This is a genomic window from Roseobacter ponti (assembly GCF_012932215.1).
Lineage (GTDB): Bacteria > Pseudomonadota > Alphaproteobacteria > Rhodobacterales > Rhodobacteraceae > Roseobacter > Roseobacter ponti.
Genome location: NZ_CP048788.1, coordinates 1370393 through 1396198 on the forward strand (window position 1 = coordinate 1370393; position 25806 = coordinate 1396198).

At 59.6% G+C, this 25806-nt stretch carries 31 protein-coding genes; 29 read left to right on the forward strand and 2 right to left on the reverse strand.

Features of this window, described 5'->3' with window-relative positions:
• The first annotated feature begins 865 nt into the window (after nt 1–865).
• From G3256_RS06590 to G3256_RS06730, 29 genes are all read left to right on the forward strand, one after another.
• On the forward strand, nt 866–1231 hold the full coding sequence (locus tag G3256_RS06590; protein ID WP_169640061.1) for an NADH-quinone oxidoreductase subunit A: 366 nt from the start codon (nt 866–868) through the stop codon (nt 1229–1231).
• Nucleotides 1222–1755, forward strand: coding sequence for a NuoB/complex I 20 kDa subunit family protein (locus G3256_RS06595; protein ID WP_169640062.1), 534 nt, complete (start codon nt 1222–1224; stop codon nt 1753–1755). Before G3256_RS06590 ends, G3256_RS06595 begins: the two co-directional genes overlap by 10 nt.
• Nucleotides 1752–2075 (forward strand): antibiotic biosynthesis monooxygenase, encoded by a 324-nt coding sequence (locus tag G3256_RS06600; RefSeq protein ID WP_169640063.1) that lies wholly within the window; start codon nt 1752–1754, stop codon nt 2073–2075. The genes G3256_RS06595 and G3256_RS06600 overlap by 4 nt, the downstream gene beginning before the upstream one ends.
• Nucleotides 2072–2689: an NADH-quinone oxidoreductase subunit C gene (locus G3256_RS06605; RefSeq protein ID WP_169640064.1), complete on the forward strand. Its 618-nt coding sequence runs from the start codon at nt 2072–2074 to the stop codon at nt 2687–2689. The genes G3256_RS06600 and G3256_RS06605 overlap by 4 nt, the downstream gene beginning before the upstream one ends.
• Nucleotides 2689–2862 (forward strand): hypothetical protein, encoded by a 174-nt coding sequence (locus G3256_RS06610; protein WP_169640065.1) that lies wholly within the window; start codon nt 2689–2691, stop codon nt 2860–2862. The genes G3256_RS06605 and G3256_RS06610 overlap by 1 nt, the downstream gene beginning before the upstream one ends.
• Entirely contained in the window at nt 2862–3254 is a 393-nt protein-coding gene (locus tag G3256_RS06615) for a nuclear transport factor 2 family protein (RefSeq protein WP_169640066.1), read from the forward strand. The genes G3256_RS06610 and G3256_RS06615 overlap by 1 nt, the downstream gene beginning before the upstream one ends.
• Complete coding sequence (locus G3256_RS06620; protein ID WP_169642355.1) at nt 3254–4474, forward strand: NADH-quinone oxidoreductase subunit D; 1221 nt, start codon at nt 3254–3256, stop codon at nt 4472–4474. The genes G3256_RS06615 and G3256_RS06620 overlap by 1 nt, the downstream gene beginning before the upstream one ends.
• Nucleotides 4471–4758 (forward strand): hypothetical protein, encoded by a 288-nt coding sequence (locus G3256_RS06625; RefSeq protein ID WP_169640067.1) that lies wholly within the window; start codon nt 4471–4473, stop codon nt 4756–4758. Before G3256_RS06620 ends, G3256_RS06625 begins: the two co-directional genes overlap by 4 nt.
• Nucleotides 4759–4760: 2 nt before the next feature.
• On the forward strand, nt 4761–5849 hold the full coding sequence (gene nuoE / locus G3256_RS06630; RefSeq protein WP_169640068.1) for an NADH-quinone oxidoreductase subunit NuoE: 1089 nt from the start codon (nt 4761–4763) through the stop codon (nt 5847–5849).
• A 78-nt stretch (nt 5850–5927) separates the two neighbouring features.
• Entirely contained in the window at nt 5928–6533 is a 606-nt protein-coding gene (locus G3256_RS06635) for a hypothetical protein (protein ID WP_169640069.1), read from the forward strand.
• Nucleotides 6534–6571: 38 nt separating this feature from the next.
• The gene (locus tag G3256_RS06640; protein WP_246227825.1) at nt 6572–6841 is read left to right on the forward strand and encodes a DUF5337 domain-containing protein; all 270 of its coding nucleotides are present in this window, start codon (nt 6572–6574) and stop codon (nt 6839–6841) included.
• A gap of 12 nt (nt 6842–6853) precedes the next feature.
• Complete coding sequence (nuoF, locus tag G3256_RS06645) at nt 6854–8149, forward strand: NADH-quinone oxidoreductase subunit NuoF (protein WP_169640070.1); 1296 nt, start codon at nt 6854–6856, stop codon at nt 8147–8149.
• Nucleotides 8150–8165: 16 nt separating this feature from the next.
• Nucleotides 8166–8606: a DUF5333 family protein gene (locus G3256_RS06650; RefSeq protein ID WP_169640071.1), complete on the forward strand. Its 441-nt coding sequence runs from the start codon at nt 8166–8168 to the stop codon at nt 8604–8606.
• Nucleotides 8606–9103: a DUF3291 domain-containing protein gene (locus G3256_RS06655; protein WP_169640072.1), complete on the forward strand. Its 498-nt coding sequence runs from the start codon at nt 8606–8608 to the stop codon at nt 9101–9103. Before G3256_RS06650 ends, G3256_RS06655 begins: the two co-directional genes overlap by 1 nt.
• 5 nt (nt 9104–9108) lie before the next feature.
• Nucleotides 9109–9435, forward strand: coding sequence for a hypothetical protein (locus tag G3256_RS06660; RefSeq protein ID WP_169640073.1), 327 nt, complete (start codon nt 9109–9111; stop codon nt 9433–9435).
• 122 nt (nt 9436–9557) lie between these two features.
• Nucleotides 9558–9959, forward strand: coding sequence for a DUF5333 domain-containing protein (locus tag G3256_RS06665; protein WP_169640074.1), 402 nt, complete (start codon nt 9558–9560; stop codon nt 9957–9959).
• Between the two features lie 45 nt (nt 9960–10004).
• Nucleotides 10005–12017: an NADH-quinone oxidoreductase subunit NuoG gene (nuoG, locus tag G3256_RS06670; protein ID WP_169640075.1), complete on the forward strand. Its 2013-nt coding sequence runs from the start codon at nt 10005–10007 to the stop codon at nt 12015–12017.
• Nucleotides 12014–12397, forward strand: coding sequence for a hypothetical protein (locus tag G3256_RS06675; protein WP_169640076.1), 384 nt, complete (start codon nt 12014–12016; stop codon nt 12395–12397). Before nuoG ends, G3256_RS06675 begins: the two co-directional genes overlap by 4 nt.
• 6 nt (nt 12398–12403) lie before the next feature.
• A complete protein-coding gene (gene nuoH / locus G3256_RS06680) occupies nt 12404–13441 on the forward strand; it encodes an NADH-quinone oxidoreductase subunit NuoH (protein ID WP_169640077.1) in 1038 nt (345 codons plus the stop codon).
• A 1-nt stretch (nt 13442) separates the two neighbouring features.
• Nucleotides 13443–13937: an NADH-quinone oxidoreductase subunit NuoI gene (nuoI, locus tag G3256_RS06685; protein WP_169640078.1), complete on the forward strand. Its 495-nt coding sequence runs from the start codon at nt 13443–13445 to the stop codon at nt 13935–13937.
• Nucleotides 13934–14353 (forward strand): carboxymuconolactone decarboxylase family protein, encoded by a 420-nt coding sequence (locus G3256_RS06690; protein ID WP_169640079.1) that lies wholly within the window; start codon nt 13934–13936, stop codon nt 14351–14353. Before nuoI ends, G3256_RS06690 begins: the two co-directional genes overlap by 4 nt.
• The gene (locus G3256_RS06695) at nt 14350–14952 is read left to right on the forward strand and encodes an NADH-quinone oxidoreductase subunit J (RefSeq protein WP_169640080.1); all 603 of its coding nucleotides are present in this window, start codon (nt 14350–14352) and stop codon (nt 14950–14952) included. The genes G3256_RS06690 and G3256_RS06695 overlap by 4 nt, the downstream gene beginning before the upstream one ends.
• A gap of 164 nt (nt 14953–15116) precedes the next feature.
• Nucleotides 15117–15422, forward strand: a complete 306-nt coding sequence (nuoK, locus tag G3256_RS06700) for an NADH-quinone oxidoreductase subunit NuoK (RefSeq protein WP_008553673.1) — start codon at nt 15117–15119, stop codon at nt 15420–15422.
• Between the two features lie 4 nt (nt 15423–15426).
• A complete protein-coding gene (nuoL, locus tag G3256_RS06705) occupies nt 15427–17595 on the forward strand; it encodes an NADH-quinone oxidoreductase subunit L (protein ID WP_169640081.1) in 2169 nt (722 codons plus the stop codon).
• On the forward strand, nt 17595–19136 hold the full coding sequence (locus G3256_RS06710) for an NADH-quinone oxidoreductase subunit M (RefSeq protein WP_169640082.1): 1542 nt from the start codon (nt 17595–17597) through the stop codon (nt 19134–19136). The genes nuoL and G3256_RS06710 overlap by 1 nt, the downstream gene beginning before the upstream one ends.
• Nucleotides 19137–19148: 12 nt before the next feature.
• Nucleotides 19149–20591, forward strand: coding sequence for an NADH-quinone oxidoreductase subunit NuoN (gene nuoN / locus G3256_RS06715; protein ID WP_169640083.1), 1443 nt, complete (start codon nt 19149–19151; stop codon nt 20589–20591).
• 60 nt (nt 20592–20651) lie between these two features.
• A complete protein-coding gene (locus G3256_RS06720) occupies nt 20652–21401 on the forward strand; it encodes a biotin--[acetyl-CoA-carboxylase] ligase (RefSeq protein ID WP_169640084.1) in 750 nt (249 codons plus the stop codon).
• Nucleotides 21402–21424: 23 nt separating this feature from the next.
• Nucleotides 21425–22198, forward strand: coding sequence for a type III pantothenate kinase (locus G3256_RS06725; protein ID WP_169640085.1), 774 nt, complete (start codon nt 21425–21427; stop codon nt 22196–22198).
• Nucleotides 22199–22202: 4 nt separating this feature from the next.
• Complete coding sequence (locus G3256_RS06730; protein WP_169640086.1) at nt 22203–23870, forward strand: ribonuclease J; 1668 nt, start codon at nt 22203–22205, stop codon at nt 23868–23870.
• On the opposite strand, the gene G3256_RS06735 is transcribed toward G3256_RS06730, so the two are convergent.
• Nucleotides 23871–24089, reverse strand: coding sequence for a tautomerase family protein (locus tag G3256_RS06735; RefSeq protein ID WP_169640087.1), 219 nt, complete (start codon nt 24087–24089; stop codon nt 23871–23873).
• Nucleotides 24090–24183: 94 nt separating this feature from the next.
• Nucleotides 24184–25716 carry a DEAD/DEAH box helicase gene (locus G3256_RS06740; RefSeq protein WP_169640088.1) on the reverse strand — a complete coding sequence of 511 codons (1533 nt, stop codon included), beginning with the start codon at nt 25714–25716 and terminating at the stop codon, nt 24184–24186.
• Nucleotides 25717–25806 lie beyond the last annotated feature (90 nt).

Sequence of the window (25806 nt, forward strand, 5' to 3'; positions counted from 1 at the left end):
ACCTGAACCTGCCGCGCAAAGCAGCGCATCCGGCATCGTAACCGGCAGAAATCCGCGCGCGCGGGCGCAGTGATTGACACAACCGGAGAATTCGACAAGAGTAAACTTCAACCGGGGGTTGCTTTTGTCCGGCGCCGCAATGCCTGTTTTGCGGCGAGGCCGGATGATAAATCTGCGAGGTGCCATCGGGTGGTTCGCAGAAACCTGACCGCCGCCGTCCGGCGCGCTGCTCGTGGGGGCCGGCGCGCCGGATCTTTAACGCGCCGTCGCTGATATTTCCACATCTCAGCGTTCTGTCCCGGCAGCGTCCGACCGGCAAGACCGGAATGGTTGCGCGGATCCGGAACCTCTCCGGGTCTGCGCGTAAAACACTCGTCATTTCTGACAATTAGCGGCGTCAGATATCGACTGTGCCGGCCCGTATGAGATTATCTGCGGGTGCCGGCGGGGAATCGCATGAGCCGCCCGGGGTCCCCTGACATACCGACGCAGGCGTGCAGGGCGCTCAGAAGGCCCTTTACCTCGTATGCCGAGGGGATCTGCATGCGTGTCAGGGCGGCGGGATCTCGGCGATGTATTCGGCGCTGAAGGCAAATTGAGCTCTAACATATTGATATAAAATATTTTTGCTGATCCTGTATCGCACGTGGCCGTCCGCAACCGCTCGAAAATCTAAGTGCGGCGGCGGCTGTTGCGGGCCGCTGCTGAACCCCGCTAACCTTCGGATTTTGTCGCAGTTTTTGCGATGTCTTTCCGGCGGGCTCCGGTTGACCCCCGCATGACACAGGCGTAAACCATTCGGAGCCCCTTTCGCCGCGGGGCAGCATCGCGCGAGAGCGCATGATCAGACGAAAAGGAGCCTCCCTTGGACGAGATGCTACGGGAATACCTGCCTATCCTTATGTTTCTGGCGGTTGCCATCGGTCTGGGCCTGGTCCTGATCCTCGCCGCCGTTGTGGTCGCCGTGCGCAACCCGGACCCGGAAAAGGTCTCTGCATATGAGTGCGGGTTCAACGCATTTGACGACGCGCGGATGAAATTCGACGTGCGCTTTTATCTGGTCTCAATTCTTTTCATCATCTTCGATCTGGAGATCGCCTTTCTCTTTCCCTGGGCTGTGGCCTTCAAGGATGTGAGCATGGTCGGGTTCTGGTCGATGATGGTCTTTCTGGGCGTGCTGACGATCGGCTTTGCCTATGAGTGGAAAAAAGGAGCGCTGGAATGGCAGTAGCCGCCGGAGCCAACGTTGCAGGGGCGGACCGCGAGGTCGCGACCCAGGACCTGAACCGCGAGTTGCAGGACAAGGGGTTTCTGCTGACCTCGACCGAGGACATCATCAACTGGGCGCGCACCGGCTCGCTGCACTGGATGACCTTCGGGCTTGCGTGCTGTGCTGTGGAGATGATGCATACGTCTATGCCGCGCTATGACCTTGAGCGGTTCGGCACGGCACCACGGGCGAGCCCGCGCCAGTCGGATCTGATGATCGTTGCAGGCACGCTTACCAACAAAATGGCGCCGGCGCTGCGCAAGGTCTATGATCAGATGCCCGAGCCGCGCTATGTGATTTCGATGGGCTCCTGCGCCAACGGTGGCGGGTACTATCACTATTCCTACTCCGTCGTGCGCGGCTGTGACCGGATTGTACCGGTGGATGTCTATGTGCCGGGCTGCCCGCCAACGGCTGAGGCGCTGCTCTACGGCATCCTGCAACTACAGCGCAAAATCCGCCGCACCGGGACAATTGTGCGATGACAGATGCGCTCGTCCGCCGCTGGGAAGCCGTCATCGCGCGCGATGATGTTGACCCGTGGCTGAGCACTTTCAGGAACCGCGTTTACCCGGCAATGCGCGCGGTCGAGGGCTTTCGGGGCATCACCGTGCACACAGAGCGTGGGTCAGACCCCTGCCGGATCGCGGTGGTGACGCGATGGAAAGACATTGCAGCCGTGAAGCGGATTGCGGGCGATGTCCCGGAGAAAACCTTTCTGCCGGACTTTATGGTGCCTTTCTTTCCCGCATGGGACAAAGAGGCGAGCTTTCATGACGAGGTACTGTCGGAGATGATGCCATGAGCGAAGCACTCAAAGAACTCGGCACCTATATCGAGGCGCGGCGCACGGACTGTGTGCTGGCCTGGGATGTGACCCATGGTGAGCTGAACCTCGATGTAACGCCGTCGAATATCACCGGTCTGGTGGAGTTTCTGAAAACCGACGCGACCTGCCGCTTCTCCAGCCTTGTGGACATCACGGCGGTGGATTACGCGGGCCGCGCCAAGCGGTTCGACGTCGTTTATCACTTTCTGTCGATGTATCAGAACCACCGGATCCGCCTGCGGGTGAGCATTCGCGAGAATGATATGGTGCCCTCGATCATCGGCGTGCACCCGTCTGCCAACTGGTTCGAGCGTGAGATTTTTGACATGTTCGGCATTCTCTTTTCCGGGCATCCGGATCTGCGTCGCATCCTCACCGACTACGGCTTTCGCGGCTATCCCCTGCGCAAGGATTTCCCGACCACGGGTTATACCGAAGTGCGCTATGACGAGGCGCAGAAGCGCGTTGTTTATGAGCCGGTCAGCCTCGTGCAGGAATACCGCCAGTTTGATTTCATGAGCCCCTGGGAGGGTGCGGAATACATTCTGCCCGGCGATGAGAAAACGGACGGCAAGGCGGAGGCGAAGTAATGGAAGGCATCATCTGGCTGCTTGTGGCTGCGGCCACTGTCATTCCCATGCTGAAGCTGCTGCCGCACTTCGGCATTCACAAATACTGGGCCTTTGCGGGGATCATCCCGCTGGGCGCGCTGGCGCTGATATGGTGGATGAGCATCAGGCTGCAGGAACTGGAGAAACGCTGATGGACGGATCTGATCAGATGCCGGACGGGCTGCGTGATGCGGCGCTGAGCTATTGCGACGCTGTGTATTTCGCGAAGGCGGAGGTCTTTGGGACGCTCTGTCACGACCGGTTTCAGATGACCCTGGTTGAGAACGGGGCCGCAACCTTCTGGGACAAAGCCTCCTATCTTGAGCGCGTCCGGGGGCGGGAACCGTTTGAGGCTCCGGCACGGTATGAGATTATCGGAATGGATGCTGCCGGCGGCGAAATTGCACGGGTCCATCTGACCGTCGATGTGCCGCCTGTGCGGTACGAAGATCATCTGGGTTTTATCCGTGTGGACGGCGCCTGGAAACTGCTGACAAAGGTGTTCCGCGTGGCGGGCCCCGCAAACGGAGGCAATGACGAATGATGGACGGCTCCAAAGGATTTGAAGACGCCCTGACCGGCGAACAGAAGATCCGGAATTTCAACATTAACTTCGGGCCTCAGCACCCGGCGGCGCATGGGGTGCTGCGTCTGGTGCTTGAGCTTGACGGCGAGATCGTCGAGCGCTGTGACCCGCACATCGGGCTGCTGCACCGGGGCACCGAAAAGCTGATGGAAAGCCGGACGTATCTGCAGAACCTGCCGTATTTTGACCGGCTGGATTATGTGGCACCGATGAACCAGGAACATGCCTGGTGTCTGGCGATTGAAAAGCTGACGGGTGTGGAAGTGCCACGTCGTGCTTCCCTCATTCGGGTGCTCTTCTGCGAGATCGGGCGCGTGCTCAACCACCTGCTGAACGTGACCACCCAGGCCATGGACGTGGGCGCACTGACGCCGCCGCTCTGGGGCTTTGAGGAACGCGAAAAGCTGATGGTGTTTTATGAGCGTGCCTGTGGTGCGCGGCTGCATGCTGCCTATTTCCGCCCGGGTGGTGTGCATCAGGATCTGACGCCTGAACTGATCGACGACATCGAGACCTGGGCCAATGAGTTTCCGAGGGTCATGGCCGATATCGACGGGCTGCTGACGGAAAACCGGATTTTCAAACAGCGCAACGCCGACATCGGCGTGGTCACCGAAGAGGATATCCTCGATTACGGGTTTTCCGGCGTGATGGTGCGCGGATCGGGCCTCGCCTGGGATCTGCGCCGCGCGCAGCCCTATGAATGCTATGACGAGTTCGACTTTCAGATCCCGGTGGGCAAGAACGGCGACTGCTATGACCGCTATCTGGTGCGCATGGAAGAGATGCGCCAGTCGGTGTCGATCATCCTGCAGGCCGTCGAAAAGCTTCGTGCGCCGGACGGTCAGGGCGATATTCTCGCCCGTGGCAAGATCACCCCGCCCAGCCGGTCAGACATGAAGACCTCAATGGAAAGCCTGATTCACCACTTTAAACTCTATACCGAAGGCTTCCATGTGCCCGAAGGCGAAGTTTACTGCCCCGTGGAGGCGCCCAAGGGCGAGTTCGGTGTGTACCTCGTGGCCGATGGCAGCAACAAACCCTACCGCGCCAAACTGCGCGCGCCCGGGTTCCTGCACCTGCAGGCGATGGATCATCTGTCACGCGGCCACCAGCTGGCGGATGTTGCCGCGATCATCGGCACGATGGATGTCGTTTTCGGAGAAATTGACCGGTGAACGATATCGGCGTTGTTCAGTGTGACCGTCACGGACAGGTTCAGGCAGCTTATCTCTGCCAGCACCTTCTGGCCGGCCTCACGGACCGCAGCCCGCGCGGCGTGAACTGGGTGACGGACGAGAATGATGCGGTCAATGCCTGGTGCGACGGATGCGAAAGCTATCTGCTGGCCAACGGCAACGAATGGAACGACCGGACCGAGGCGCATGCGCAGATAAAACTGGTGTGCCGCAACTGCTTTGATGACTTTGAAAGCTTCGATACACTGAAGGAAGCGAACTGACTATGCTGCGCCGACTACATGCCGATCAACCCGACACCTTCGCTTTCACGCCTGACAATATGGCCTGGGCCGAGGGACAGATCACCAAATACCCTGAAGGCCGGCAGGCCAGCGCCATTATTCCGCTTCTGTGGCGTGCCCAGGAGCAGGAGGGCTGGCTTAGCAAACCCGCTATTGAAACTGTGGCCGATATGCTGGGTCTCAGCTACATCAGGGCGCTGGAAGTGGCGACGTTTTACTTCATGTTCCAGCTGCAGCCGGTCGGGAAAATTGCGCATATTCAGGTCTGCGGGACCACGTCCTGCATGATCTGCGGCGCTGAGGATCTGGTCGCGGTCTGCAAAGAGAAAATAGCGCCCGGCGCGCATGAGCTGTCCGCGGACGGCAATTTCTCCTGGGAAGAGGTTGAATGTCTCGGGTCCTGTTCGAACGCCCCGATGGCACAGATCGGCAAGGATTATTACGAGGATCTGACCGCTGACCGCATGGGCGAGATCATCGATGAACTGGCCGCCGGCAAGGTGCCCGTGCCAGGCCCGCAGAACGGGCGTTATGCCGCTGAGCCGCTCAAAGGTCTGACATCGCTGAAAGAATACGATAGCGGCAAGACGCAGTACAACGCTTCGGCGCAGCTTGCCGTCGATATCGGTGACACGGTGAAACGGATCGACGGCACCGAAGTGCCGCTGACGACGCCCTGGCAGACGCGCGCAAGTAAAATGTCACCGCCAAAGAATGCGGAGAAGAAAGCCGACCGCATGCGCGGCGCCTCGTCAGATAAAAGCGCCGAAGTGCAGGGCTCTGAAGCGGTTGCCAAGGGCAAGCCTGCCACAGGGTCGGTGACCGGCGACAAACCTGAGCTTCTGAGTGAAGCGCGCAACGGTGCGCCTGATGATCTCAAAAAGATCAGCGGTGTGGGGCCCAAGCTTGAAAAAGTGCTTAATGACATCGGGGTTTATCACTTTGACCAGATCGCGTCATGGACTCCTGACGAGGTCACCTGGGCGGATCAGAACCTCGTAGGTTTTAAAGGACGTGTCAGCCGGGATAACTGGGTGGCGCAGGCGGTAAAGCTTGCGGCGGAAAGCTAGACGATAATTTTCCAAAGTGCGCAAAACACGGCTACACTGAAACCGTGAAGATCAGAAAACTGCGGAGAGGATTTGAATATGGACAATAACGAAGGAATAATCGGGATGGCTCTGGGCAGCTGGCTCATCGCTCTTGCGGGCGGAGCACTTGCTGCTGTTCTGCTCTGGGTTCTTGGGGGCTGGAGCTTCATGCAGGGGGCTTTCATCGGTTTCGTTGTTTTCCTGGTGGCAGGCGGTGTGATCAGCTGGATCATGACGCGGCCATTGCCGGCACCCGGAGAGATCCGCGTCGGCACCCCTGTCTCCGACAAGCCCGCTGCGGCGGCATCTGCTGCACCGGCGACAGCCTCCGCACCGGCGGCGGCTTCAAAGCCGGCATCCGCCAAGAAAAAGGCACCGGCTAAGAAGGCTCCGGCGAAGAAAGCCGCCGCATCCTCAGACGACGGGCGGCCGTCAGGGCTCAGCGATGCGCCCCGCGCCGGCGGAGCCGATGATCTCAAGAAAATCACCGGGGTAGGGCCAAAGCTTGAAGAGACGCTGAACAGTCTTGGCATCTGGCATTTTGATCAGGTCGCAGGCCTGACCAAAAAAGACATCGCCTGGGTGGATGAGCGGCTGCGGTTCAAAGGCCGCATCGAAAGAGACGACTGGAAAGGCCAGGCAAAAAAGCTGGCCAAAGGATAACAGAGACGCCCGCGGCGCGCGCTGCGGAGTGAATGTAAATGATCGGGGGCAAGTCCGGGATGACGGCGCAGAACGAGAGCACCGAAGAGCGCGAGCGCGCGCTGGCGAGCAAAGGCCGGATGGTCAGCCTCGTCATTGTGGGCACGATGGTGCTCTGGATGCTCTCGCTTTGGCTGGGACCGATGCTCGGGCTGCCCGGACGCTATGCCTTTCTGTTTGATTTTGCGGCACTTGCGGGGCTCGTCTGGGCCCTGGTGGTGTCTTTACAATTACGGCGTGCGCGCAAAGACGCGCAGGCAAAGAGGTAAAAGGGGAGCTTCATGCTTCAGGACAAGGACCGCATCTTTACCAATATTTACGGGATGCATGATCGCACGCTGAAAGGCGCGCAGCAGCGCGGCCATTGGGACGGCACGGCCGGGCTCCTCGAAAAGGGCAGCGCCTGGATCGTCGACACGATGAAGGCCTCGGGCCTGCGCGGACGCGGCGGGGCGGGATTTCCGACGGGGCTCAAGTGGTCGTTCATGCCAAAGGAAAGCGATGGTCGTCCATCCTATCTGGTGGTCAATGCCGACGAATCCGAGCCCGGCACCTGCAAAGACCGCGAGATCATGCGGCACGACCCGCACACACTGATCGAGGGTTGTCTGATCGCCAGCTTCGCGATGCAGGCGCATGCCTGCTACATCTACATTCGTGGCGAATATATCCGTGAGAAAGAGGCCCTGCAGAATGCCATCGACGAGGCCTATGAAGCCGGTCTGATCGGTAAAGATGCCTGTGGCTCAGGCTGGGATTTCGATCTCTACCTGGTGCATGGTGCAGGCGCTTATATCTGCGGCGAGGAAACCGCGCTGCTGGAAAGCCTTGAGGGCAAAAAGGGCATGCCGCGGATGAAGCCGCCGTTTCCCGCCGGCGCCGGTCTTTACGGCTGCCCGACGACGGTCAACAATGTGGAATCGATTGCGGTTGTGCCGACGATCCTGCGCCGCGGACCGGAATGGTTTTCCTCTTTCGGGCGCCCCAACAATGCCGGCACCAAGCTCTTCGCGATCAGCGGACATGTGAACAACCCCTGTGTCGTGGAAGAGGCGATGTCGATCCCGTTCCACGAGCTGATTGAGAAACACTGCGGCGGGATCCGCGGCGGCTGGGATAATCTCAAGGCGGTGATCCCGGGCGGTTCGTCCGTGCCGATGATCCCCGGCAGGCAGATGAAAGACGCGATCATGGATTTCGACTATCTGCGCGAGCAACGCTCCGGTCTTGGCACGGCTGCGGTGATTGTGATGGATAACTCTACCGATGTGATCAAGGCGATCTGGCGCCTGAGCAAATTTTACAAACACGAAAGCTGTGGCCAGTGCACGCCCTGCCGCGAAGGCACCGGCTGGATGATGCGGGTAATGGACCGTCTGGTGACAGGCGAGGCAGAGCCCGAAGAGATCGACATGCTGCTTGATGTGACAAAGCAGGTGGAGGGGCATACGATCTGCGCCCTGGGCGATGCGGCCGCCTGGCCCATCCAGGGTCTGATACGGCACTTCCGGGATGAAATCGAGGACCGGATTAAACACAAACGTACCGGTCGTGTCAGCGCCGTGGCGGCGGAGTAAACGGGGCAGGGTGCGCATGATTTCCGGGGGCAAAACTGCGATGGGGCTGGTGCTGACTGCGCCGCTTGCAGCCTGTGCGGCACCTGCGGCACAGAGCACAGGCGCGCCGGTGGCAGTCAGCCGTGATCTGAGCGTGGCGGCACAGTCTTTCGTCGGCGACGCAGGGGTGGCGAGCTATTACGTCAGCACCTGTTTCGGCCGGGGCGTCACATGGAAATCCGGCACCAGTACCGAGACCAGCAAACAGTTCTTTGATCAGCTTGAAGCGCAGGGCCACACGCCCGAGGCGATCAATGCCGCTGTTGCCGGAATTAACCGGGCCGATGTGGAAACCGCGACCGCGCGGCATCTGTCCCAACGCGGCGTGTCACCCGATAACGTCCCGGCGATCTGTGCTGCGGCCAGAGATGAAATCGCAGAAGGCACAGGTGCCGGCAGACTGATGAAGGCGGGCTGATGACAAAAGACTATCACCTCGCAGAGCTGAATGTGGGCCGGCTGATCGCGGATGTCGACGACCCGCGGGTGACGGAATTCATGGATAATCTCGACCGGATCAATGGTCTTGGCAAGCGCATGCCGGGGTTCGTGTGGATGATGGAAGGATCGGGCGAACCCGGTACCGGCAATACGGATGCCAAAATAGATGGTGATCCGCGGTACGTGTCGAACCTGACCGTCTGGGAAAACGCACATACGCTGGAACAGTTCGTCTGGGGCACAATCCATAAACAGTTCTATGAGCGCCGCGAGGAATGGTTTGAAGTGCTTGGCCAGATGCATTTCGTGATGTGGTGGGTGCCGAAAGGGCACCGCCCGACACTGGATGAAGCGCTGGCACGGCTTGATCATCTCAAATCACACGGCGACAGCGATCATGCTTTTGGCTGGTCCTGGCTGAAAGATGCGGAAAAATGGAAAGAGCACCGGTGCGCACCGGTGGCAGCAGAATGAGACCTATGAAGACAGTAACACTGGCCCTGTTGGCCGCTGCCCTGATCGTGACCGGTTGTGGCCAGGACGAAGATCAGCTCAGTTTTGACGGGCAGTTCTACCGGGCCAAGCTCAAAAAGGAAGGCGAACGGCACCAGTTCCGCGTGACCGCGCGCCCGGTGTCGGCCTCTGTCGACGGGGCCCGCGAGGCCGCCCGTTACGAGGCGATCCGGTTCTGTGTAACCGAATACGGCAGCTCTGACATCATCTGGACAACCAGTCCCGATGCGCCCGCCGATCAACTGCCGGTGGCCGATGATACGCTTGTTCTGACGGGGGAATGCCCGCTTTGAACCGGTTTCCGTCATATCTCTCCGGGGGGCGCTGTTATTGCATAGCAGTGGCACCCGCTCCCATCTGCGGAGTTCACCTGCGGTCTGCATCCGCCGGTGTCTCAACAGACAGGAGAGACATAATGACCAGACTGATACTGAGCGCCGCTGTAATGCTGAGCCTCGCCACATCTGCAAGCGCAAAACCTGCGCTGCGGGACGTGCCCGAGATCGACAACGGGCTTTTCACCGTAGGGCTGGCGGATCAGATACGCAAAAACTGCCCCGACATTTCCGCGCGGTTTTTCCGGGCGCTTTCATATCTGAAGGGGCTGGAGAACGAGGCGCGCGATCGGGGCTATACGGAAGCCGAGGTCGAAGCGCATCTCGATTCAGATGCGGAAAAAGACAGACTGCGTGCACGGGCGCGCGACTACATGAAGACCCGCGGACACGGGCAGGACCAGCAGGGCTACTGCGCTCTGGGTCGCGAGGAAATCTCGCGGGGCTCTGCCATCGGTGCGCTCCTGCGTGCAACGAATTAACAGGCGGCCGTTCTCAGGGACAGCCGGGAGACAAAGGTAAGTGATATGAACGATCTGCGTAAGATCATTATCGACGGCAAAGAGATCGAGGCCGAAGGGGCGCTGACCCTCATCCAGGCCTGTGAGCAGGCGGGCATCGAGATTCCGCGGTTTTGCTACCACGAACGACTGACCATCGCGGGCAACTGCCGGATGTGTCTTGTTGAGGTCGTGGGCGGCCCGCCCAAACCGGCGGCCTCCTGTGCGATGCAGGTCAAAGACCTGCGTCCCGGGCCCGAAGGCCAGCCGCCGGTGGTCAAAACCAACTCTCCGATGGTCAAAAAGGCCCGTGAGGGGGTGATGGAGTTCCTGCTCATCAACCATCCGCTTGACTGCCCTATCTGTGATCAGGGCGGCGAGTGCGATCTGCAGGACCAGGCGATGGCCTACGGCGTGGATTTCTCGCGCTACCGCGAGCCCAAGCGGGCTACCGAAGATCTCGATCTCGGCCCGCTGGTCGAAACCCACATGACGCGCTGCATTTCCTGCACGCGCTGTGTGCGATTCACCACAGAGGTCGCGGGCATTCATCAGATGGGCCAGACGGGCCGGGGCGAGGACGCGGAAATCACCAGCTATCTCGGTCAGACGCTCGACAGCAACCTGCAGGGCAATATCATCGATCTCTGCCCGGTTGGTGCTTTGGTTTCAAAGCCTTACGCCTTTACCGCCCGCCCCTGGGAGCTTACGAAAACCGAAAGCATCGACGTGATGGATGCGCTCGGGTCCAACATCCGCGTGGATACCAAAGGCCGTGAAGTCATGCGCTTTCTGCCGCGCAACCACGACGGGGTGAACGAGGAATGGATCTCTGACAAGACGCGCTTTGTCTGGGACGGTCTGCGCCGCCAGCGGCTCGACAAACCTTTCATTCGCGAAAACGGCAAGCTGCGCCCGGCCACCTGGCCCGAAGCGCTCGCCGCTGCCGCTGCCGCCATGGAAGGCAAATCCGTGGCCGGTCTGGTAGGCGATCTGGTGCCGGTCGAGGCCGCTTACGCACTGAAACAGTTCATCGAAAGCAAAGGCGGCGTCGTGGAATGCCGCACCGATGGCGCGTATCTGCCGGCGGACAATCGTGCGGCATATGTGGGCACGGCAAGCATTGAGGATATAGATGACAGCAGATCGGTCCTGATCATCGGTGCTGATCCGGCCATTGAGGCTCCGGTGCTGAATGCGCGCATCCGCAAAGCATGGACGAAGGGCGCGTCGGTGGGGCTGGTCGGTCCGCAGGTGGATCTGACTTTCGAATACGAACACATCGGTACGGACCGTGCGGCGCTTAAGAAAGCCGCCTCCGGTGCCGGTGATATGAAGGATAAAAACGGCATCGTGATTGTCGGCACGGGCGCTCTGCGTGGGTCTGACGGTGCTGCTGTCCTCGCGCAGGCGCAGGCGATCTGTGCGGCGTCCGGTGCGAAACTGCTGGTGCTGCATACTGCGGCGTCGCGTGTCGGGGCGCTTGATATCGGCGCTGTGAATGACGGCGGCATGGCGGCGATCGCCAAAGCGGACGTGATTTATAACCTCGGAGCGGACGAGATCGAAATCGAGGCGGGGCCCTTCGTGATCTACCAGGGCAGCCACGGTGATCGGGGCGCGCATCGTGCAGACATCATCCTGCCGGGTGCCGCTTATACCGAAGAACCGGGTCTTTTCGTCAATACTGAAGGGCGGCCGCAGCTTGCGCTCCGCTCGGGCTTCGCACCCGGTCAGGCCAAGGAAAACTGGGCCATCCTGCGCGCGCTTTCGGCGGAGGCCGGTGCTCAGCTGCCGTTTGACAGTATCGCGCAGCTGCGCCAGGCGCTGATCGAGCAGGTCCCGCATCTGGGGCGGGTCGACGAGGTGCCGGAAAATGAAGGTCCGCAGCTCGACAAGGGCGCGCTCTCGGATGGCGCTTTTGAGCCTGCGATCACGGATTTCTGGCTCAGCAATCCGATTGCGCGCGCCTCTGAGCTGATGGCGGAACTTTCCGCCAACGCCCGCGCACGCAAAGACAAGGCGATGGCCGCCGAATGAGGCAGATCGTCCTCATATCCATTCCGGCACTTGCGGCCTGCGCGCCGCAGGCACCGGTGGCTGATGACTTCATCCCCGACTATCTGGGGGTGCAGACCACAGCGCTGGGAGAGGATCTGGTTCAGTTCAATGTCTCGATGACCAAGGCACAGAGTCGCCTTGATGTGCAAAGATATGCCGAATGTGCCGCCGCACATTATACAGTGGTGCGGGGATACGGGTTTACGCGGCATTTGCGGACAATTGTGACCGAAGAGGGTGGCGTGTGGGCGGCAGATGCTGTTTACACCATCTCGCCGACCCTGCCTGACGGGCTTGCTGTGATTGACGCTGAAGTCACCGCGCAGGCCTGCATGGAAGCTGGAATACCGACGGTGTGAGGACTTATGGCTGACTTCTTTACCACTCCTGGCGGCATCGCTGTCCTGATCCTGGCACAGGTGCTCGCGGTCGTGGCCTTTGTGATGATCTCACTGCTGTTTCTGGTCTATGGCGACCGTAAAATCTGGGCGGCGGTGCAGATGCGGCGCGGTCCCAACGTGGTGGGGACCTTCGGTCTGCTGCAGACGGTGGCCGACGCGCTGAAATACGTGGTTAAAGAGGTCGTTGTACCGGCGGGCGCGGACCGTACCGTGTTCATGCTGGCACCGATGACGTCCTTCGTGCTGGCGATGATCGCCTGGGCGGTGATCCCGTTCAACGACGGCTGGGTGCTCTCTGATATCAACGTGGCGATCCTTTTTGTCTTCGCGGTCTCCTCACTTGAGGTCTACGGCGTGATCATGGGCGGCTGGGCGTCGAACTCCAAATACCCCTTCCTCGGCTCGCTGCGCTCGGCGGCACAGATGATATCTTATGAGGTCTCGCTGGGTCTGATCATCATCGGTGTGATCATTTCCACCGGCTCGATGAATTTCGGCGGTATCGTGGCCGCACAGGATGGCGCCTACGGATTTTTCAGCTGGTACTGGCTGCCGCACTTCCCGATGGTTTTCCTTTTCTTCATCAGCTGTCTGGCGGAAACCAACCGCCCGCCGTTTGACCTTCCGGAAGCGGAATCCGAACTGGTGGCTGGCTATCAGGTGGAGTATTCCTCGACGCCGTTCCTGCTCTTTATGGCCGGCGAATACATCGCAATTTTCCTGATGTGCGCGCTCACCTCGCTGCTCTTCTTCGGTGGCTGGCTGTCGCCCATTCCCGGTCTGCCTGATGGCGTGATCTGGATGATCCTGAAGATGGCATTCTTCTTCTTCCTTTTCGCGATGGTTAAGGCCATCACGCCGCGCTACCGCTATGATCAGCTGATGCGTCTGGGCTGGAAAGTGTTTCTGCCGTTCAGCCTCGCCTGGGTGGTCTTCGTGGCCTTTGCTGCAAAATTCGACTGGTTCTGGGGGGCATACGCCCGCTGGGCCGTGGGAGGCTGACATGACACAGATCGATTATACACGCGCTGCGAAATATTTCCTGCTGCAGGACTTCTGGGGCGGCATGAAGCTGGGGCTGAAGTATTTCTTTGCGCCCAAGGCCACGCTGAATTATCCGCATGAAAAGGGCCCGCTTTCCCCACGCTTCCGCGGAGAGCATGCGTTGCGCAGGTACCCCAATGGCGAGGAACGCTGCATTGCCTGCAAACTCTGCGAGGCGATCTGCCCCGCACAGGCGATCACCATTGATGCTGAACCGCGCGAAGACGGCAGCCGCCGCACAACGCGATACGACATCGATATGACCAAATGCATCTACTGTGGTTTCTGCCAGGAAGCCTGCCCGGTGGATGCGATCGTTGAGGGGCCGAACTTCGAGTTCTCCACCGAGACCCGCGAAGAGCTCTATTACGACAAGGACAAACTGCTCGCGAACGGCGAGCGCTGGGAAGCCGAGATTGCCCGCAATTTGGAAATGGACGCGCCCTACCGATGACGGACCCGAAGAACCCATTTGAGGGTGCAAACCCCTTTGCTGCGATGTTTGCGCAGGCGCAGGAGATGGCGAAAGCCTATCCGGCGATGGAAGCCTTCACGCCGAAGGGGTTCGAGAAGATGATGGGGACGATGCCCAAAGACATGATGGAAATGATGTTCGGCAACACGCTGAATGAAGGCGGGCTTGATGCACGTACCCGGATGCTGCTCACGCTGGCCGGGCTCACGATGCAGGGCGCGCAGAACGATTTGGCCTTTCGCCAGGCGGTACGTCATGCGCTGGAGGCGGGCGCCACACAGCAGCATATCGTCGAGACGCTGGGGCAGATGTCGATGTTTGCCGGGCTTCCTGCGATGACCCGTGCGCTGGAACTGGCGCAGCAGGTTCTGGACGACGAAAAGGACGAAGAATGACCGTTTTTGCCTTTTACCTCTTTGCCATAAGCGTGATTGCCGGCGGGCTGTTCACAGTCATCAGCCGCAACCCGGTGCATTCGGTGCTCTGGCTGATCCTCGCATTCCTCAGCTCGGCAGGGCTCTTTGTGCTGCTGGGGGCTGAATTCGTGGCGATGCTGCTGGTGATCGTCTATGTGGGCGCGGTGGCTGTGCTCTTTCTCTTTGTCGTCATGATGCTCGATGTTGATTTCGCCGAGCTCAAAGCGGAGATGGCAAAATACATGCCGCTGGCGCTGCTCATCGGTCTGGTCATCCTGATGCAGTTTGTGATGGCCTTCGGTGCCTGGGAGAGCAATGCAGCCGCCGATGGTCTGCGCGCGCAGCTGACACCTGTGGACCGGCACAATACCGAAGCGCTGGGGCTCATCATCTATGACCAGTATTTCCTGCTCTTTCAGCTTTCCGGTCTGATCCTGCTGGTGGCGATGATCGGTGCGATCGTTCTGACCCTGCGCCATCGCGGCGATGTGAAACGCCAGGACGTGGTTGCCCAGATGATGCGCGACCCGGCCAAGGCGATGGAGCTGAAAGACGTGAAACCGGGGCAGGGGCTGTGATGCCTGAAGGAGAGGGAATCTGATATGTCCAGAACTACAATAATCGTTCTGATCGTCGTACTGATTGTGGCCTTTGGCGGTTTCAGCTTTCTGGGCTGAACACGCTGATCTGAGAAATATAAGCGCCGTAACGGGCGCAGGACTGAAAAGAACCGAGGGACCGGATGATCGGACTTGAACATTACCTCACAGTGGCGGCAACGCTCTTTGTCATCGGAATCTTCGGACTCTTTCTGAACCGCAAGAACGTGATCATTCTGCTGATGAGCATTGAGCTGATGCTGCTTGCGGTGAACATTAACCTCGTGGCCTTCTCAAGCTTTCTCGGGGACCTCGTCGGTCAGGTCTTCACGCTCTTTGTGCTGACGGTGGCGGCGGCTGAGGCTGCCATCGGTCTGGCAATTCTGGTCTGTTTCTTCCGGAACCGCGGCACCATCGCCGTGGAAGACGTCAATGTGATGAAGGGCTGAGATCATGGAAACCATCATCCTCTTTGCCCCGCTCATCGGTGCTCTGATCTGTGGGTTTGGCTGGAAGCTCATCGGCGAGACGGCGGCGATGTGGACCTCCACGTCTTTTCTCTTTCTCTCGGCGCTGCTGAGCTGGATCGTCTTTCTGACCTTTGATCCTGCCGCACATGCGGGCGGGTATTACACCACCCCGGTTCTGCGGTTTATCGAAAGCGGCAGTCTCAGCACCGACTGGGCCATTCGCATGGACCGGCTGACGGCGATCATGCTCATCGTGATCACCACGGTCTCCAGCCTCGTGCACCTTTATTCCTTTGGCTACATGGACCACGATCCGCAGTGGAATGAGGGCGAGACATATAAACCCCGTTTCTTTGCCTATCTGTCATTTTTTACCTTTGCGATGCTCTCCCTGGTTACCGCCGACAACCTGGTGCAGATGTTCTTTGGCTGGGAAGGCGTGGGCGTCGCGTCTTACCTTCTGATCGGGTTTTACTATCGCAAACCTTCTGCCAATGCCGCCGCGATCAAGGCTTTTGTGGTCAACCGTGTTGGCGATTTCGGCTTTGCACTGGGGATTTTTGCGCTGTTCTTCCTGACGGACAGCATCAATTTCTCGGACATTTTTGCCGCCGCACCTGATCTGGCGGAGACACAGCTGACCTTCCTGTGGTCGGAGTGGAATGCGGCCAATCTGATTGCGATCCTGCTCTTTATCGGCGCTATGGGTAAATCCGCGCAGCTGTTGCTGCACACCTGGCTGCCTGACGCGATGGAAGGCCCGACACCTGTGTCAGCGCTCATTCACGCAGCGACCATGGTGACCGCGGGTGTTTTCCTCGTCTGCCGCATGTCGCCGATTATGGAGTTTGCGCCTGAAGCGATGACATTCGTGACCGTGCTGGGCGCCACCACCGCATTCTTTGCCGCAACCGTGGGTCTGGTGCAGACCGATATCAAACGTGTGATTGCGTATTCCACCTGTTCTCAGCTGGGATACATGTTCGTCGCCGCGGGCGTCGGCATGTATTCTGCGGCGATGTTCCACCTCCTTACGCACGCCTTCTTCAAAGCGATGCTGTTCCTCGGCGCGGGCTCCGTCATCCATGCGATGCACCATGAGCAGGATATGATGAACTATGGCGGGCTGCGCAAAAAAATTCCTTATACCTTCTGGGCGATGATGATCGGCACACTGGCCATCACCGGGGTCGGTATTCCGCTGAGCTATGACATGTTCGGTCTGCCCATCGGCTTTGCGGGCTTTGTCTCCAAGGATGCCATCATCGAGAGCGCTTATGCGGGCGGTTCGGGCTATGGCTTCTGGCTGCTGGTCGCAGCGGCGGCAATGACCTCGTTTTACAGCTGGCGGCTTATGTTCCTCACCTTCTACGGCACGCCGCGTGGCGATAAGCACACGCATGAGCACGCCCATGAAAGTCCGAAAACAATGCTCATCCCTCTGGGCGTTCTTGCCGTAGGTTCGGTTCTGGCCGGCATGGTCTGGTTCAACAGCTTCTTTGGCCATACCGATAAGGTCGCCAAGTTCTACGGCATTCCCTACGCCGAAGCGGGCGCACATGGTGAGGATCACAGCGACGAGACCCATGCCGAAAGCAGTGACGCGTCACACAGCGAAAGCACAGCCGAAGCAGGCCACAGCGACGGGAAAGAACACAGCGGGGAAGGCGAGCACCATTACGCCTTTGCCGGCGCCCCGGGTGAGGGCGCGCTGTATATCGGCCCGGATAACACCGTGCTCGACGACGCGCATAAAGTGCCGAAATGGGTCAAGCTCTCGCCGTTCGTGGCGATGCTGGGCGGTTTCCTGATGGCCATGTGGTTCTATATCTGGAATCCGTCCCTGCCGGGCAAGCTGGCCGAAAACCAGCGTCCTCTGTACCTCTTTCTCAAGAACAAGTGGTATTTCGACGAGCTTTATAATCTGATCTTCGTCGGCCCGGCCAGATGGATCGGCAGTTTCCTGTGGAAGCGCGGCGACGGCAATGTGATCGACGGCGGGCTCAATGGCGTGGCCATGGGCATAATACCCTTCTTTACCCGTCTCGCAGGGCGCGCGCAGTCCGGCTACATCTTCACCTATGCCTTTGCGATGGTGATCGGCATTGCGGTTCTGGTGACCTGGATGACGCTCAGCGGAGGAGTTGAGTGATGGATAACCTTCTGTCGATTGTCACCTTCATCCCGGCGATTGCAGCGCTGATCCTCGCGGTTTTTCTGCGCGGCGATGATGCGGCGGCCAACCGCAATGCAAAATGGGTGGCGATGTTCGCCACGGTCGCGACCTTCCTCGTGTCGCTCTTTATTCTGGCCGGGTTTGATGCTCAGAATACCGGCTTTCAGTTCGTCGAGGAGCGCGAATGGCTGCTCGGGCTGCAGTACAAAATGGGCGTGGACGGGATCTCCGTCCTCTTTGTGATGCTGACTACCTTCATGATGCCGCTGGTGATTGCAGCCTCCTGGAACGTCGAAAAGCGGATCAAGGAATACATGATCGCCTTCCTGCTGCTGGAGACGCTGATGCTCGGGGTCTTCATGGCGCTCGATCTGGTGCTCTTTTATCTCTTCTTCGAGGCTGGTCTCATTCCGATGTTCCTCATTATCGGCATCTGGGGCGGGGCCAACCGCATCTATGCGAGCTTCAAGTTCTTCCTCTATACCTTTCTTGGCTCGGTGTTGATGCTGGTGGCGATGGTGGGCATGTTTGCGGATGCGGGCACCACCGACATCGAAGTGCTGCTGAACCACGAGTTTGCTTTTGAGAACTTCTCGCTGCTGGGACTTCAGGTCGTGGGCGGGTTGCAGACGCTGCTTTTCCTCGCCTTCTTTGCCAGCTTTGCGGTCAAGATGCCGATGTGGCCTGTGCACACCTGGCTGCCCGATGCGCACGTGCAGGCACCCACGGCGGGCTCTGTCGTGCTGGCGGCCATCCTTCTCAAAATGGGCGGCTACGGCTTTCTGCGTTTTTCCATTCCGATGTTCCCGGTGGGCGCTGAGGTTCTGACGCCGCTGGTCCTGTGGATGAGTGCCATTGCCATCGTCTATACCTCGCTGGTGGCGCTCGTGCAGGAAGACATGAAAAAGCTCATCGCTTATTCTTCCGTTGCGCATATGGGCTTTGTCACTATGGGCATCTTTGCCGCGAACCAGCAGGGGCTTGATGGCGCGATTTTCCAGATGATCAGCCACGGCTTTATCTCAGGCGCGCTCTTTCTCTGCGTCGGCGTGATCTATGACCGGATGCATACCCGCGACATCGACGCCTATGGCGGGCTCGTGAACCGCATGCCGGCCTATGCGCTTATCTTCATGCTCTTTACCATGGCGAACGTCGGTCTGCCGGGCACCTCCGGTTTCGTCGGGGAATTCCTGACGCTGATGGCGGTCTTCCAGGTGAACACATGGGTTGCCGCCGTCGCGACCACGGGCGTGATCTTCTCGGCCGCCTATGCGCTCTGGCTTTACCGCAGGGTGGTGATGGGGGATCTGATCAAGGAAAGTCTGCGCTCGATCACCGACATGACACCACGCGAGCGCTGGATCTTTGCGCCGCTGGTGGTGATGACGCTGCTTTTGGGGGTCTACCCTGCGCTGGTGCTCGATATCACCGGGCCGGCTGTGGCCAACCTGGTCTCCAATTACGATACGGCGCTGGCCGCGGCTGAGGCCGCGTCGCAGATGGCGTCGAACTGAAGGACATGAACCATGACACCTGCTGATCTGACACTTGTCCTGCCGGAGATCCTGCTTTCGGTCTATGCGATGGTTATGCTGCTGGTTGCGGTCTACACCTCCAAAGACGGGCTGGCATCTACGCTCGTCTGGATGACCGCCGGCGTGATGATCGCCCTTGCCGCCTGGATCGGCACGACGGGCGAGGGGACGAAGACCGCCTTTAACGGCATGCTGATCCTTGACGGCTTTTCGCGCTTTGCCAAGATCACCATCCTGCTCTCTGCGGGTGCAGTCCTGATCATGTCCGAAGGCTATATGAAATCGCGCAATCTGCTGCGGTTTGAATACCCGCTGCTGGTGGCGCTGAGTGCCGTCGGCATGATGGTGATGGTCTCCGCGGGCGATCTCATGGCGCTTTATATGGGGTTGGAGCTGCAGTCGCTTGCGCTTTATGTGGTGGCATCCCTGCGGCGCGAGAGCGTGAAATCCACCGAAGCCGGTCTGAAGTATTTCGTGCTGGGTGCGCTCTCTTCGGGGCTGCTGCTCTACGGTGCCTCGCTTGTGTATGGGTACGCCGGAACGACACTCTTTTCGGGCATCATTCAGACCACACAGTCAGGCGATGTTTCAGTCGGGCTTCTGCTTGGCCTCGTGTTCCTGATCGCGGGCCTTGCGTTCAAGGTTTCCGCTGTGCCGTTCCACATGTGGACACCCGACGTCTACGAAGGCTCACCCACACCCGTCACGGCGTTTTTCGCCACAGCGCCCAAGGTTGCCGCGATGGCGCTTTTCGCGCGCGTTTTGCATGACGCCTTTGGCAATTCGGTCAGCGACTGGAGCCAGATCATCGCACTGCTCTCTTTGCTGTCGATGTTCCTCGGGGCCGTTGCGGCGATCGGGCAGACTAATATCAAACGGCTGATGGCGTTCTCCTCGATTGCCCATATGGGCTATGCGCTGATGGGGCTGGCGGCGGGCACTGTGCTGGGCGTGCAGGCGATGCTGGTTTATATGGCCATTTATGTGACCATGAACGTCGGCACCTTTGCGTTTATTCTGATGATGGAAAAAGACGGCCAGCCGGTCACGGAAATTTCGGCGCTGAACATGTATTCCAGGCGGGAGCCGGGCAAGGCGCTGGCCATGCTGGTGCTGCTGTTCAGTCTTGCCGGTGTGCCTCCGATGCTCGGGTTTTTCGGCAAGTTCTATGTCCTGCGTGCGGCCTATGAGGGTGGTCTCGCCTGGCTCGCGGTGGCGGGTGTCGTGGCCTCCGTGATTGGCGCGTTCTATTATCTGCGGATCGTCTTTTACATGTACTTCGGGGACGAAAGCGAAGAGGGGCTCGATGCCGGCGGCTCGACCGTGCTCTGGGGCTTTCTGATGGCCTCTGCGGTGATCATGGTGCTGGGCATCGTGAATATGTTCGGTGTCGAGACCGCAGCCGCGGCGGCCGCGGCGACGCTGGTCAACTGATCGCGTGATGCCCGTGGCACGCCGGGCCGTCCGGGGGCAGAGCTCTGTCTGGAAGACACCATGACCGTCTGGCCGCAGGCATATGGTCGTTATGTAAAGGACGCGGTCGGGTCAACGCTCGATGAGGGGATGCGCATGGCCGCATCGCATACAGCACCTTTCTGGGTGATGGCACACCGGCAAACGGCTGCGCGCGGGCGCCGGGGGCGGCCGTGGTCGATGCCGGAAGGCAATTTCGCCGCGACGCTGATGTTGCGCCCGGAGGGGGCGCCGGGGCATGTCGCGCTGCGCTCGTTCGTGATGTCACTTGCGCTTTATCAGGCTTTTATCGCGGTGACAGGCAAGCCCGAGCTTTTTGCGCTGAAGTGGCCAAATGACGTTTTGCTGAATGGCGGAAAGGTCGCAGGTATTCTGCTCGAAAGTGCCGGACGGGGCGGACAGGCGGATCTGCTGGCCCTGGGTGTGGGCGTTAATCTGGTATCAGCGCCCGGGCGCGATGAGGTCGAAGAGGGCGCGGTGCTGCCTGTCTCTCTGGCCGCCGAAACAGGCGTGAGCATCGGGCCTGAGGATTTTCTTCTGCATCTGGCGGCAGCCTACGCAGTGCTTGAAGAACAGTTCACGCACTTTGGATTTGCGCCGGTGCGCATCGCCTGGCTGGCCCATGCCGCGCGTCTGGGTGAGGTGATCACTGCGCGCACGGGGCAGGACGAGAGAACGGGCACGTTTGAGGACGTGGACGGGGATGGTAATCTGATGCTGCGCACCGCAACCGGCGTGACCCGGGTTGCCGCCGCGGATGTATTTTTCTGAGACGGACACGGGGGGAACCGGTCATGCTGCTGGCTGTGGATTGTGGTAACACCAATACGGTCTTTGCGATCTGGGACGGGGAGCAGTTTCTGGCCTCCTGGCGGACGTCGACCGAATGGCAGCGCACGGCGGATCAGTATTACGTCTGGCTGAGCACGCTGATGAAGCTGCAGAAGCTCGATGTGCAGATCACCGACATGATTATTTCGTCCACGGTGCCGCGGGTGGTCTTTAACCTGCGCGTTCTGGCCGACCGGTATTTCAGTACCCGTCCGCTGGTGGTTGGAAAACCTGACTGTCTGCTGCCCGTCGATGTGCGCGTCGATGCCGGCACCCAGGTGGGACCTGACCGGCTGGTCAATACGGTGGCGGGACATGATCTTTACGGCGGCGATCTTATTATGGTCGATTTCGGAACGGCGACGACCTTTGATGTAGTGGACACGGACGGTGCTTATATCGGCGGGGTGATCTCTCCCGGCGTGAACCTCAGCCTTGAGGCACTGCACCAGGCGGCAGCCGCTTTGCCACATGTCGATATCTCAAAACCCAAAACCGTGATCGGCACCAATACGGTGGCCTGCATGCAATCGGGTGTTTTCTGGGGTTACATCGGACTTGTGCGTGAGATATGTGCCCGGATTAAGGCGGAACGCGCCCGCGATATGCGCGTAATATCAACGGGTGGGCTGGCACCCCTTTTCCAGCAGAGTGAAGCGCTTTTTGACGCGTTTCAGGATGATCTGACGATCCACGGCCTGACCGTGATCCACAAATACAATAAGGATAATACGTAACTATATGAGTAATGAACGACTGATCTACCTGCCCCTGGGAGGGGCAGGTGAAATAGGCATGAACGCCTATGTGTACGGCTATGGGCGGCCCGGCAAAGAGCGGCTTATCGTGGTTGATATGGGTGTGGCCTTTCCAGATATGGATGGCAGCCCGGGTGTCGATCTGATCCTGCCCGACATTGCCTGGCTGGCAGAACGCCGCCACCAGATCGAGGCGGTGTTCATCACCCATGCCCATGAGGATCATGTCGGCGCCGTCGCACATACCTATGAGGCGCTGCAGGCACCGGTATATGCCCGTGCTTTTACGTCAAATATTGCGCGGCGCAAAATGCAGGAGCACGGGTATCCCGAAAATGCGATACGCACCGTCGGTGCATGGCCCGAGGTGACGACCGCAGGTCCTTTCAAAGTGGGCTTTCTGCCCATGTCGCATTCCATCCCGGAAAGCTCTTCTCTGATCATCGACAGCCCCGAAGGCCGGGTGATCCACACCGGAGATTTCAAACTCGATGAGACACCTCTGGTGGGCGAGCCCTTTGATCCGGATCTCTGGGCCGAGGTCAGCAGGGACGGGGTCAAAGCACTAATCTGTGACAGCACCAACGTCTTTTCGCCTGATCCGGGACGCTCGGAAGCAAGCGTCGGCCCGGAGATCACAAAGCTGGTGAAAAGTGCCAAAGGCATGGTTGTTGCCACCACGTTTGCCTCCAATGTGGCACGGGTGAAAACGCTGGCTGAGGCCGGCGAGGCTGCGGGGCGGTCGATTGTTCTGATGGGGCGCGCGATGAAACGCATGGTCGAAGCCGCGGTTGAAACCGGCGTGCTTACCGGTTTCCCGCCCGTGGTCAGCCCGGAAGCGGCCCAGGATATTCAGCGCGAAAATCTTATGCTGCTGGTGACCGGCAGCCAGGGCGAGCGGCGCGCGGCTTCTGCGCAGCTTGCACGCGGGAAATACCAGGGGATGCAGTTAAAGGAGGGCGATCTTTTTCTGTTCTCCTCAAAAACCATTCCCGGCAATGAAAAGGGGGTCATCCGGATCATCAATCAGTTCTCCGAACTCGGGGTGGATGTGGTTGACGACAGCACCGGCAGGTATCACGTCTCCGGGCACGCAAACCGGCCCGATCTTGAGCGTCTGACTGCCATCGTCAAGCCGCAGGTCGTGATCCCCATGCATGGCGAGCACCGGCATCTGCGCGAGCACGTAAAACTCGCGGATGCCAATGGTATGACCGGTGTGCTGGCCGTCAACGGGATGATGATAGATCTGTCGGGCAATCAGCCCAAAGTGGCGGAATACGTGGAAACCGGGCGAACCTATCTGGACGGAACAGTACAGATTGGCGCACTTGATGGCGTGGTGCGCGACCGCATCCGTATGGCGCTGAACGGGCATGTTCTGGTGACGCTGATTATGGATGATGAGGATCAGCCGCTGGGTGAGCCGTGGTGCGAAGTGATGGGGCTCGCCGAAACAGGGCGCAGCCGTGCGCCGCTTGTCGATGTCCTCGAAGAAGATCTCAGCCAGTGGGTGAACCGTGCCGGCAGGAAGATCTGGCGCGATGACGAAAAGCTGAACGAAGGGCTGCGCCGGGCTGTGCGTCAGACGGCGCAGGATGAGATCGGTAAAAAACCCGAAGTCACCGTGGTGGTCAGCCGTCTGAGCTGATCACCCGCGGGCGCGCATGGCGCGGGCATCTTCGGTTGTCATTGCCGTGCCTGCGTAGCCCCAGCTGCCGCTTGAGATTTCGTGCACCCGGACCGAAGTCGCATCCGCGAGGGTCTGGCCGGCAACTTTGCCGAAACCTTCGGTTACCCGCGCGATAATCTGTGCTTTTTCGTCAGTGCTGAACACGCCTTCCATCACCTGAACGTCGATCAGTGGCATTTCCGCTCTCCCGTTCTGAAATGCACAGCAGTGTGCACCCAAGGGGGCGACGGATCAATATCCGGTGATGCAGGCGCTCAACGCAAAGCGCGCGTCAGCGGCGGTCTTTGAAGCTCAGCCCGATGAATTCAGGTGTGTGATCGCCCAGACCGACAACCTTATTGCCGCCGCGGTCGTTGCGCTCGTTGCCGTTGTTACGGTCGTTGTCACTGCGGCGTCCGCGGCCCCGTCCGCCACGGCTGCGCTTCTGATTATCCTGCGCAGTGTCGTCAGACGCGCGCGGTTCTTCGGCCGGTTTCTCCGCAGGCTTCGGAGTAACAGTCTCTTTTTCCGGCGCACCGGTCTCTGCTGTCTGCGTGTCGGCATTCTCGCTGGCAGGGATCTCTTTGCGCCGTGAGCGGGACCGACTGCGTTTTGGCTTGTCGTCGCTGTCTGCTTCAGGTGCTTTTGACGGCTCTTGAGGTGCAGGCGCGTCGCCGCCCAGCGGATTGGCCAGACGCGGGATTTCCCGCTGTACCAGACGCTCGATGTCCGCGAGGTTCTTTTCGTCGCGCGGCACGCAGATCATGATCGCCTTGCCGTCACGCCCGGCACGTCCGGTGCGCCCGATGCGGTGCACGTAGTCTTCTGCATGGCCGGGTACGTCGAAGTTGAACACATGGCTGACGGCCGGGACGTCAAGCCCGCGCGCGGCTACGTCGGAAGCCACCAGAAAGCGCAGTGAGCCGTCGCGGAATCCGTCAAGCGTGCGCGTCCGCTGGCTCTGATCCAGATCGCCGTGGATTGGTGCCGCGTCATACTTGTACTTTTTCAAAGACTTAGCGACTATATCCACATCGGTCTTGCGGTTGCAGAAGATGATCGCGTTGGTGCATTTCTCACCTTCGGCATCGATCAGTTCGCGCAGGACACGGCGCTTTTCCGTCGCTTCACGGTCGCGGCGCGAGCCTTTGAACATCAGAACACCCTGTTCGATATTCTCGCCCGTGGTTGCCTGGCGGGCCACCTCGATCCGCTCCGGTGCAGACAGGAATGTATTGGTGATCCGTTCAATCTCAGGTGCCATCGTGGCCGAGAAAAACAGCGTTTGCCGGGTAAAGGGCGTCAGACTGAAAATGCGTTCGATGTCCGGGATAAAGCCCATATCGAGCATCCGGTCGGCTTCATCCACCACCATGATCTGGACGCCCGTGAGCAGCAGCTTGCCGCGCTCAAAGTGATCAAGCAAACGGCCGGGTGTAGCGATCAGAACGTCGACGCCCTTATCGATCAGGCGGTCCTGCTCTTTGAACGACACGCCGCCGATCAGCAGCGCTTTGGTCAGCTTGAGGTGTCTGGTGTAGGTGTCAAAGTTCTCAGCCACCTGGGCTGCCAGCTCGCGGGTGGGGCAGAGCACAAGGCTGCGCGGCATGCGCGCGCGTGCCCGGCCCCGGGCCAGCATCGTGATCATCGGTAACACGAAACTGGCGGTCTTGCCGGTTCCGGTCTGCGCGATGCCAAGGACGTCTTTGCCTTCCAGTGCGGGTGGAATCGCACCTGCCTGAATGGGCGTGGGCGTTTCATAGCCCGCCTCGTCAATTGCTTTGAGTACTTTAGGATTCAGGTTCAGGTCAGAAAATTTTGTCATATGTGTCCGATGTTTGCGGACACTGTTCTGGCCCGCGGCAGCAATCATGTCGGCCCGAACGGCCCGCGAGGCGGCCCCTTGCCGCGACAT

Excerpts from the sequence above, each read along its gene's own strand:
- G3256_RS06595 (WP_169640062.1), top strand. The coding sequence starts at position 1,222 with ATGGCAGTAGCCGCCGGAGCCAACGTTGCAGGGGCGGACCGCGAGGTC.
- G3256_RS06600 (WP_169640063.1), top strand. The coding sequence starts at position 1,752 with ATGACAGATGCGCTCGTCCGCCGCTGGGAAGCCGTCATCGCGCGCGAT.
- G3256_RS06605 (WP_169640064.1), top strand. The coding sequence starts at position 2,072 with ATGAGCGAAGCACTCAAAGAACTCGGCACCTATATCGAGGCGCGGCGC.
- G3256_RS06610 (WP_169640065.1), top strand. The coding sequence starts at position 2,689 with ATGGAAGGCATCATCTGGCTGCTTGTGGCTGCGGCCACTGTCATTCCC.
- G3256_RS06615 (WP_169640066.1), top strand. The coding sequence starts at position 2,862 with ATGGACGGATCTGATCAGATGCCGGACGGGCTGCGTGATGCGGCGCTG.
- G3256_RS06620 (WP_169642355.1), top strand. The coding sequence starts at position 3,254 with ATGGACGGCTCCAAAGGATTTGAAGACGCCCTGACCGGCGAACAGAAG.
- nuoE (WP_169640068.1), top strand. The coding sequence starts at position 4,761 with ATGCTGCGCCGACTACATGCCGATCAACCCGACACCTTCGCTTTCACG.
- G3256_RS06635 (WP_169640069.1), top strand. The coding sequence starts at position 5,928 with ATGGACAATAACGAAGGAATAATCGGGATGGCTCTGGGCAGCTGGCTC.
- G3256_RS06640 (WP_246227825.1), top strand. The coding sequence starts at position 6,572 with ATGATCGGGGGCAAGTCCGGGATGACGGCGCAGAACGAGAGCACCGAA.
- nuoF (WP_169640070.1), top strand. The coding sequence starts at position 6,854 with ATGCTTCAGGACAAGGACCGCATCTTTACCAATATTTACGGGATGCAT.
- G3256_RS06650 (WP_169640071.1), top strand. The coding sequence starts at position 8,166 with ATGATTTCCGGGGGCAAAACTGCGATGGGGCTGGTGCTGACTGCGCCG.
- G3256_RS06655 (WP_169640072.1), top strand. The coding sequence starts at position 8,606 with ATGACAAAAGACTATCACCTCGCAGAGCTGAATGTGGGCCGGCTGATC.
- G3256_RS06660 (WP_169640073.1), top strand. The coding sequence starts at position 9,109 with ATGAAGACAGTAACACTGGCCCTGTTGGCCGCTGCCCTGATCGTGACC.
- G3256_RS06665 (WP_169640074.1), top strand. The coding sequence starts at position 9,558 with ATGACCAGACTGATACTGAGCGCCGCTGTAATGCTGAGCCTCGCCACA.
- nuoG (WP_169640075.1), top strand. The coding sequence starts at position 10,005 with ATGAACGATCTGCGTAAGATCATTATCGACGGCAAAGAGATCGAGGCC.
- G3256_RS06675 (WP_169640076.1), top strand. The coding sequence starts at position 12,014 with ATGAGGCAGATCGTCCTCATATCCATTCCGGCACTTGCGGCCTGCGCG.
- nuoH (WP_169640077.1), top strand. The coding sequence starts at position 12,404 with ATGGCTGACTTCTTTACCACTCCTGGCGGCATCGCTGTCCTGATCCTG.
- nuoI (WP_169640078.1), top strand. The coding sequence starts at position 13,443 with ATGACACAGATCGATTATACACGCGCTGCGAAATATTTCCTGCTGCAG.
- G3256_RS06690 (WP_169640079.1), top strand. The coding sequence starts at position 13,934 with ATGACGGACCCGAAGAACCCATTTGAGGGTGCAAACCCCTTTGCTGCG.
- G3256_RS06695 (WP_169640080.1), top strand. The coding sequence starts at position 14,350 with ATGACCGTTTTTGCCTTTTACCTCTTTGCCATAAGCGTGATTGCCGGC.
- nuoK (WP_008553673.1), top strand. The coding sequence starts at position 15,117 with ATGATCGGACTTGAACATTACCTCACAGTGGCGGCAACGCTCTTTGTC.
- nuoL (WP_169640081.1), top strand. The coding sequence starts at position 15,427 with ATGGAAACCATCATCCTCTTTGCCCCGCTCATCGGTGCTCTGATCTGT.
- G3256_RS06710 (WP_169640082.1), top strand. The coding sequence starts at position 17,595 with ATGGATAACCTTCTGTCGATTGTCACCTTCATCCCGGCGATTGCAGCG.
- nuoN (WP_169640083.1), top strand. The coding sequence starts at position 19,149 with ATGACACCTGCTGATCTGACACTTGTCCTGCCGGAGATCCTGCTTTCG.
- G3256_RS06720 (WP_169640084.1), top strand. The coding sequence starts at position 20,652 with ATGACCGTCTGGCCGCAGGCATATGGTCGTTATGTAAAGGACGCGGTC.
- G3256_RS06725 (WP_169640085.1), top strand. The coding sequence starts at position 21,425 with ATGCTGCTGGCTGTGGATTGTGGTAACACCAATACGGTCTTTGCGATC.
- G3256_RS06730 (WP_169640086.1), top strand. The coding sequence starts at position 22,203 with ATGAGTAATGAACGACTGATCTACCTGCCCCTGGGAGGGGCAGGTGAA.
- G3256_RS06735 (WP_169640087.1), bottom strand. The coding sequence starts at position 24,089 with ATGCCACTGATCGACGTTCAGGTGATGGAAGGCGTGTTCAGCACTGAC.
- G3256_RS06740 (WP_169640088.1), bottom strand. The coding sequence starts at position 25,716 with ATGACAAAATTTTCTGACCTGAACCTGAATCCTAAAGTACTCAAAGCA.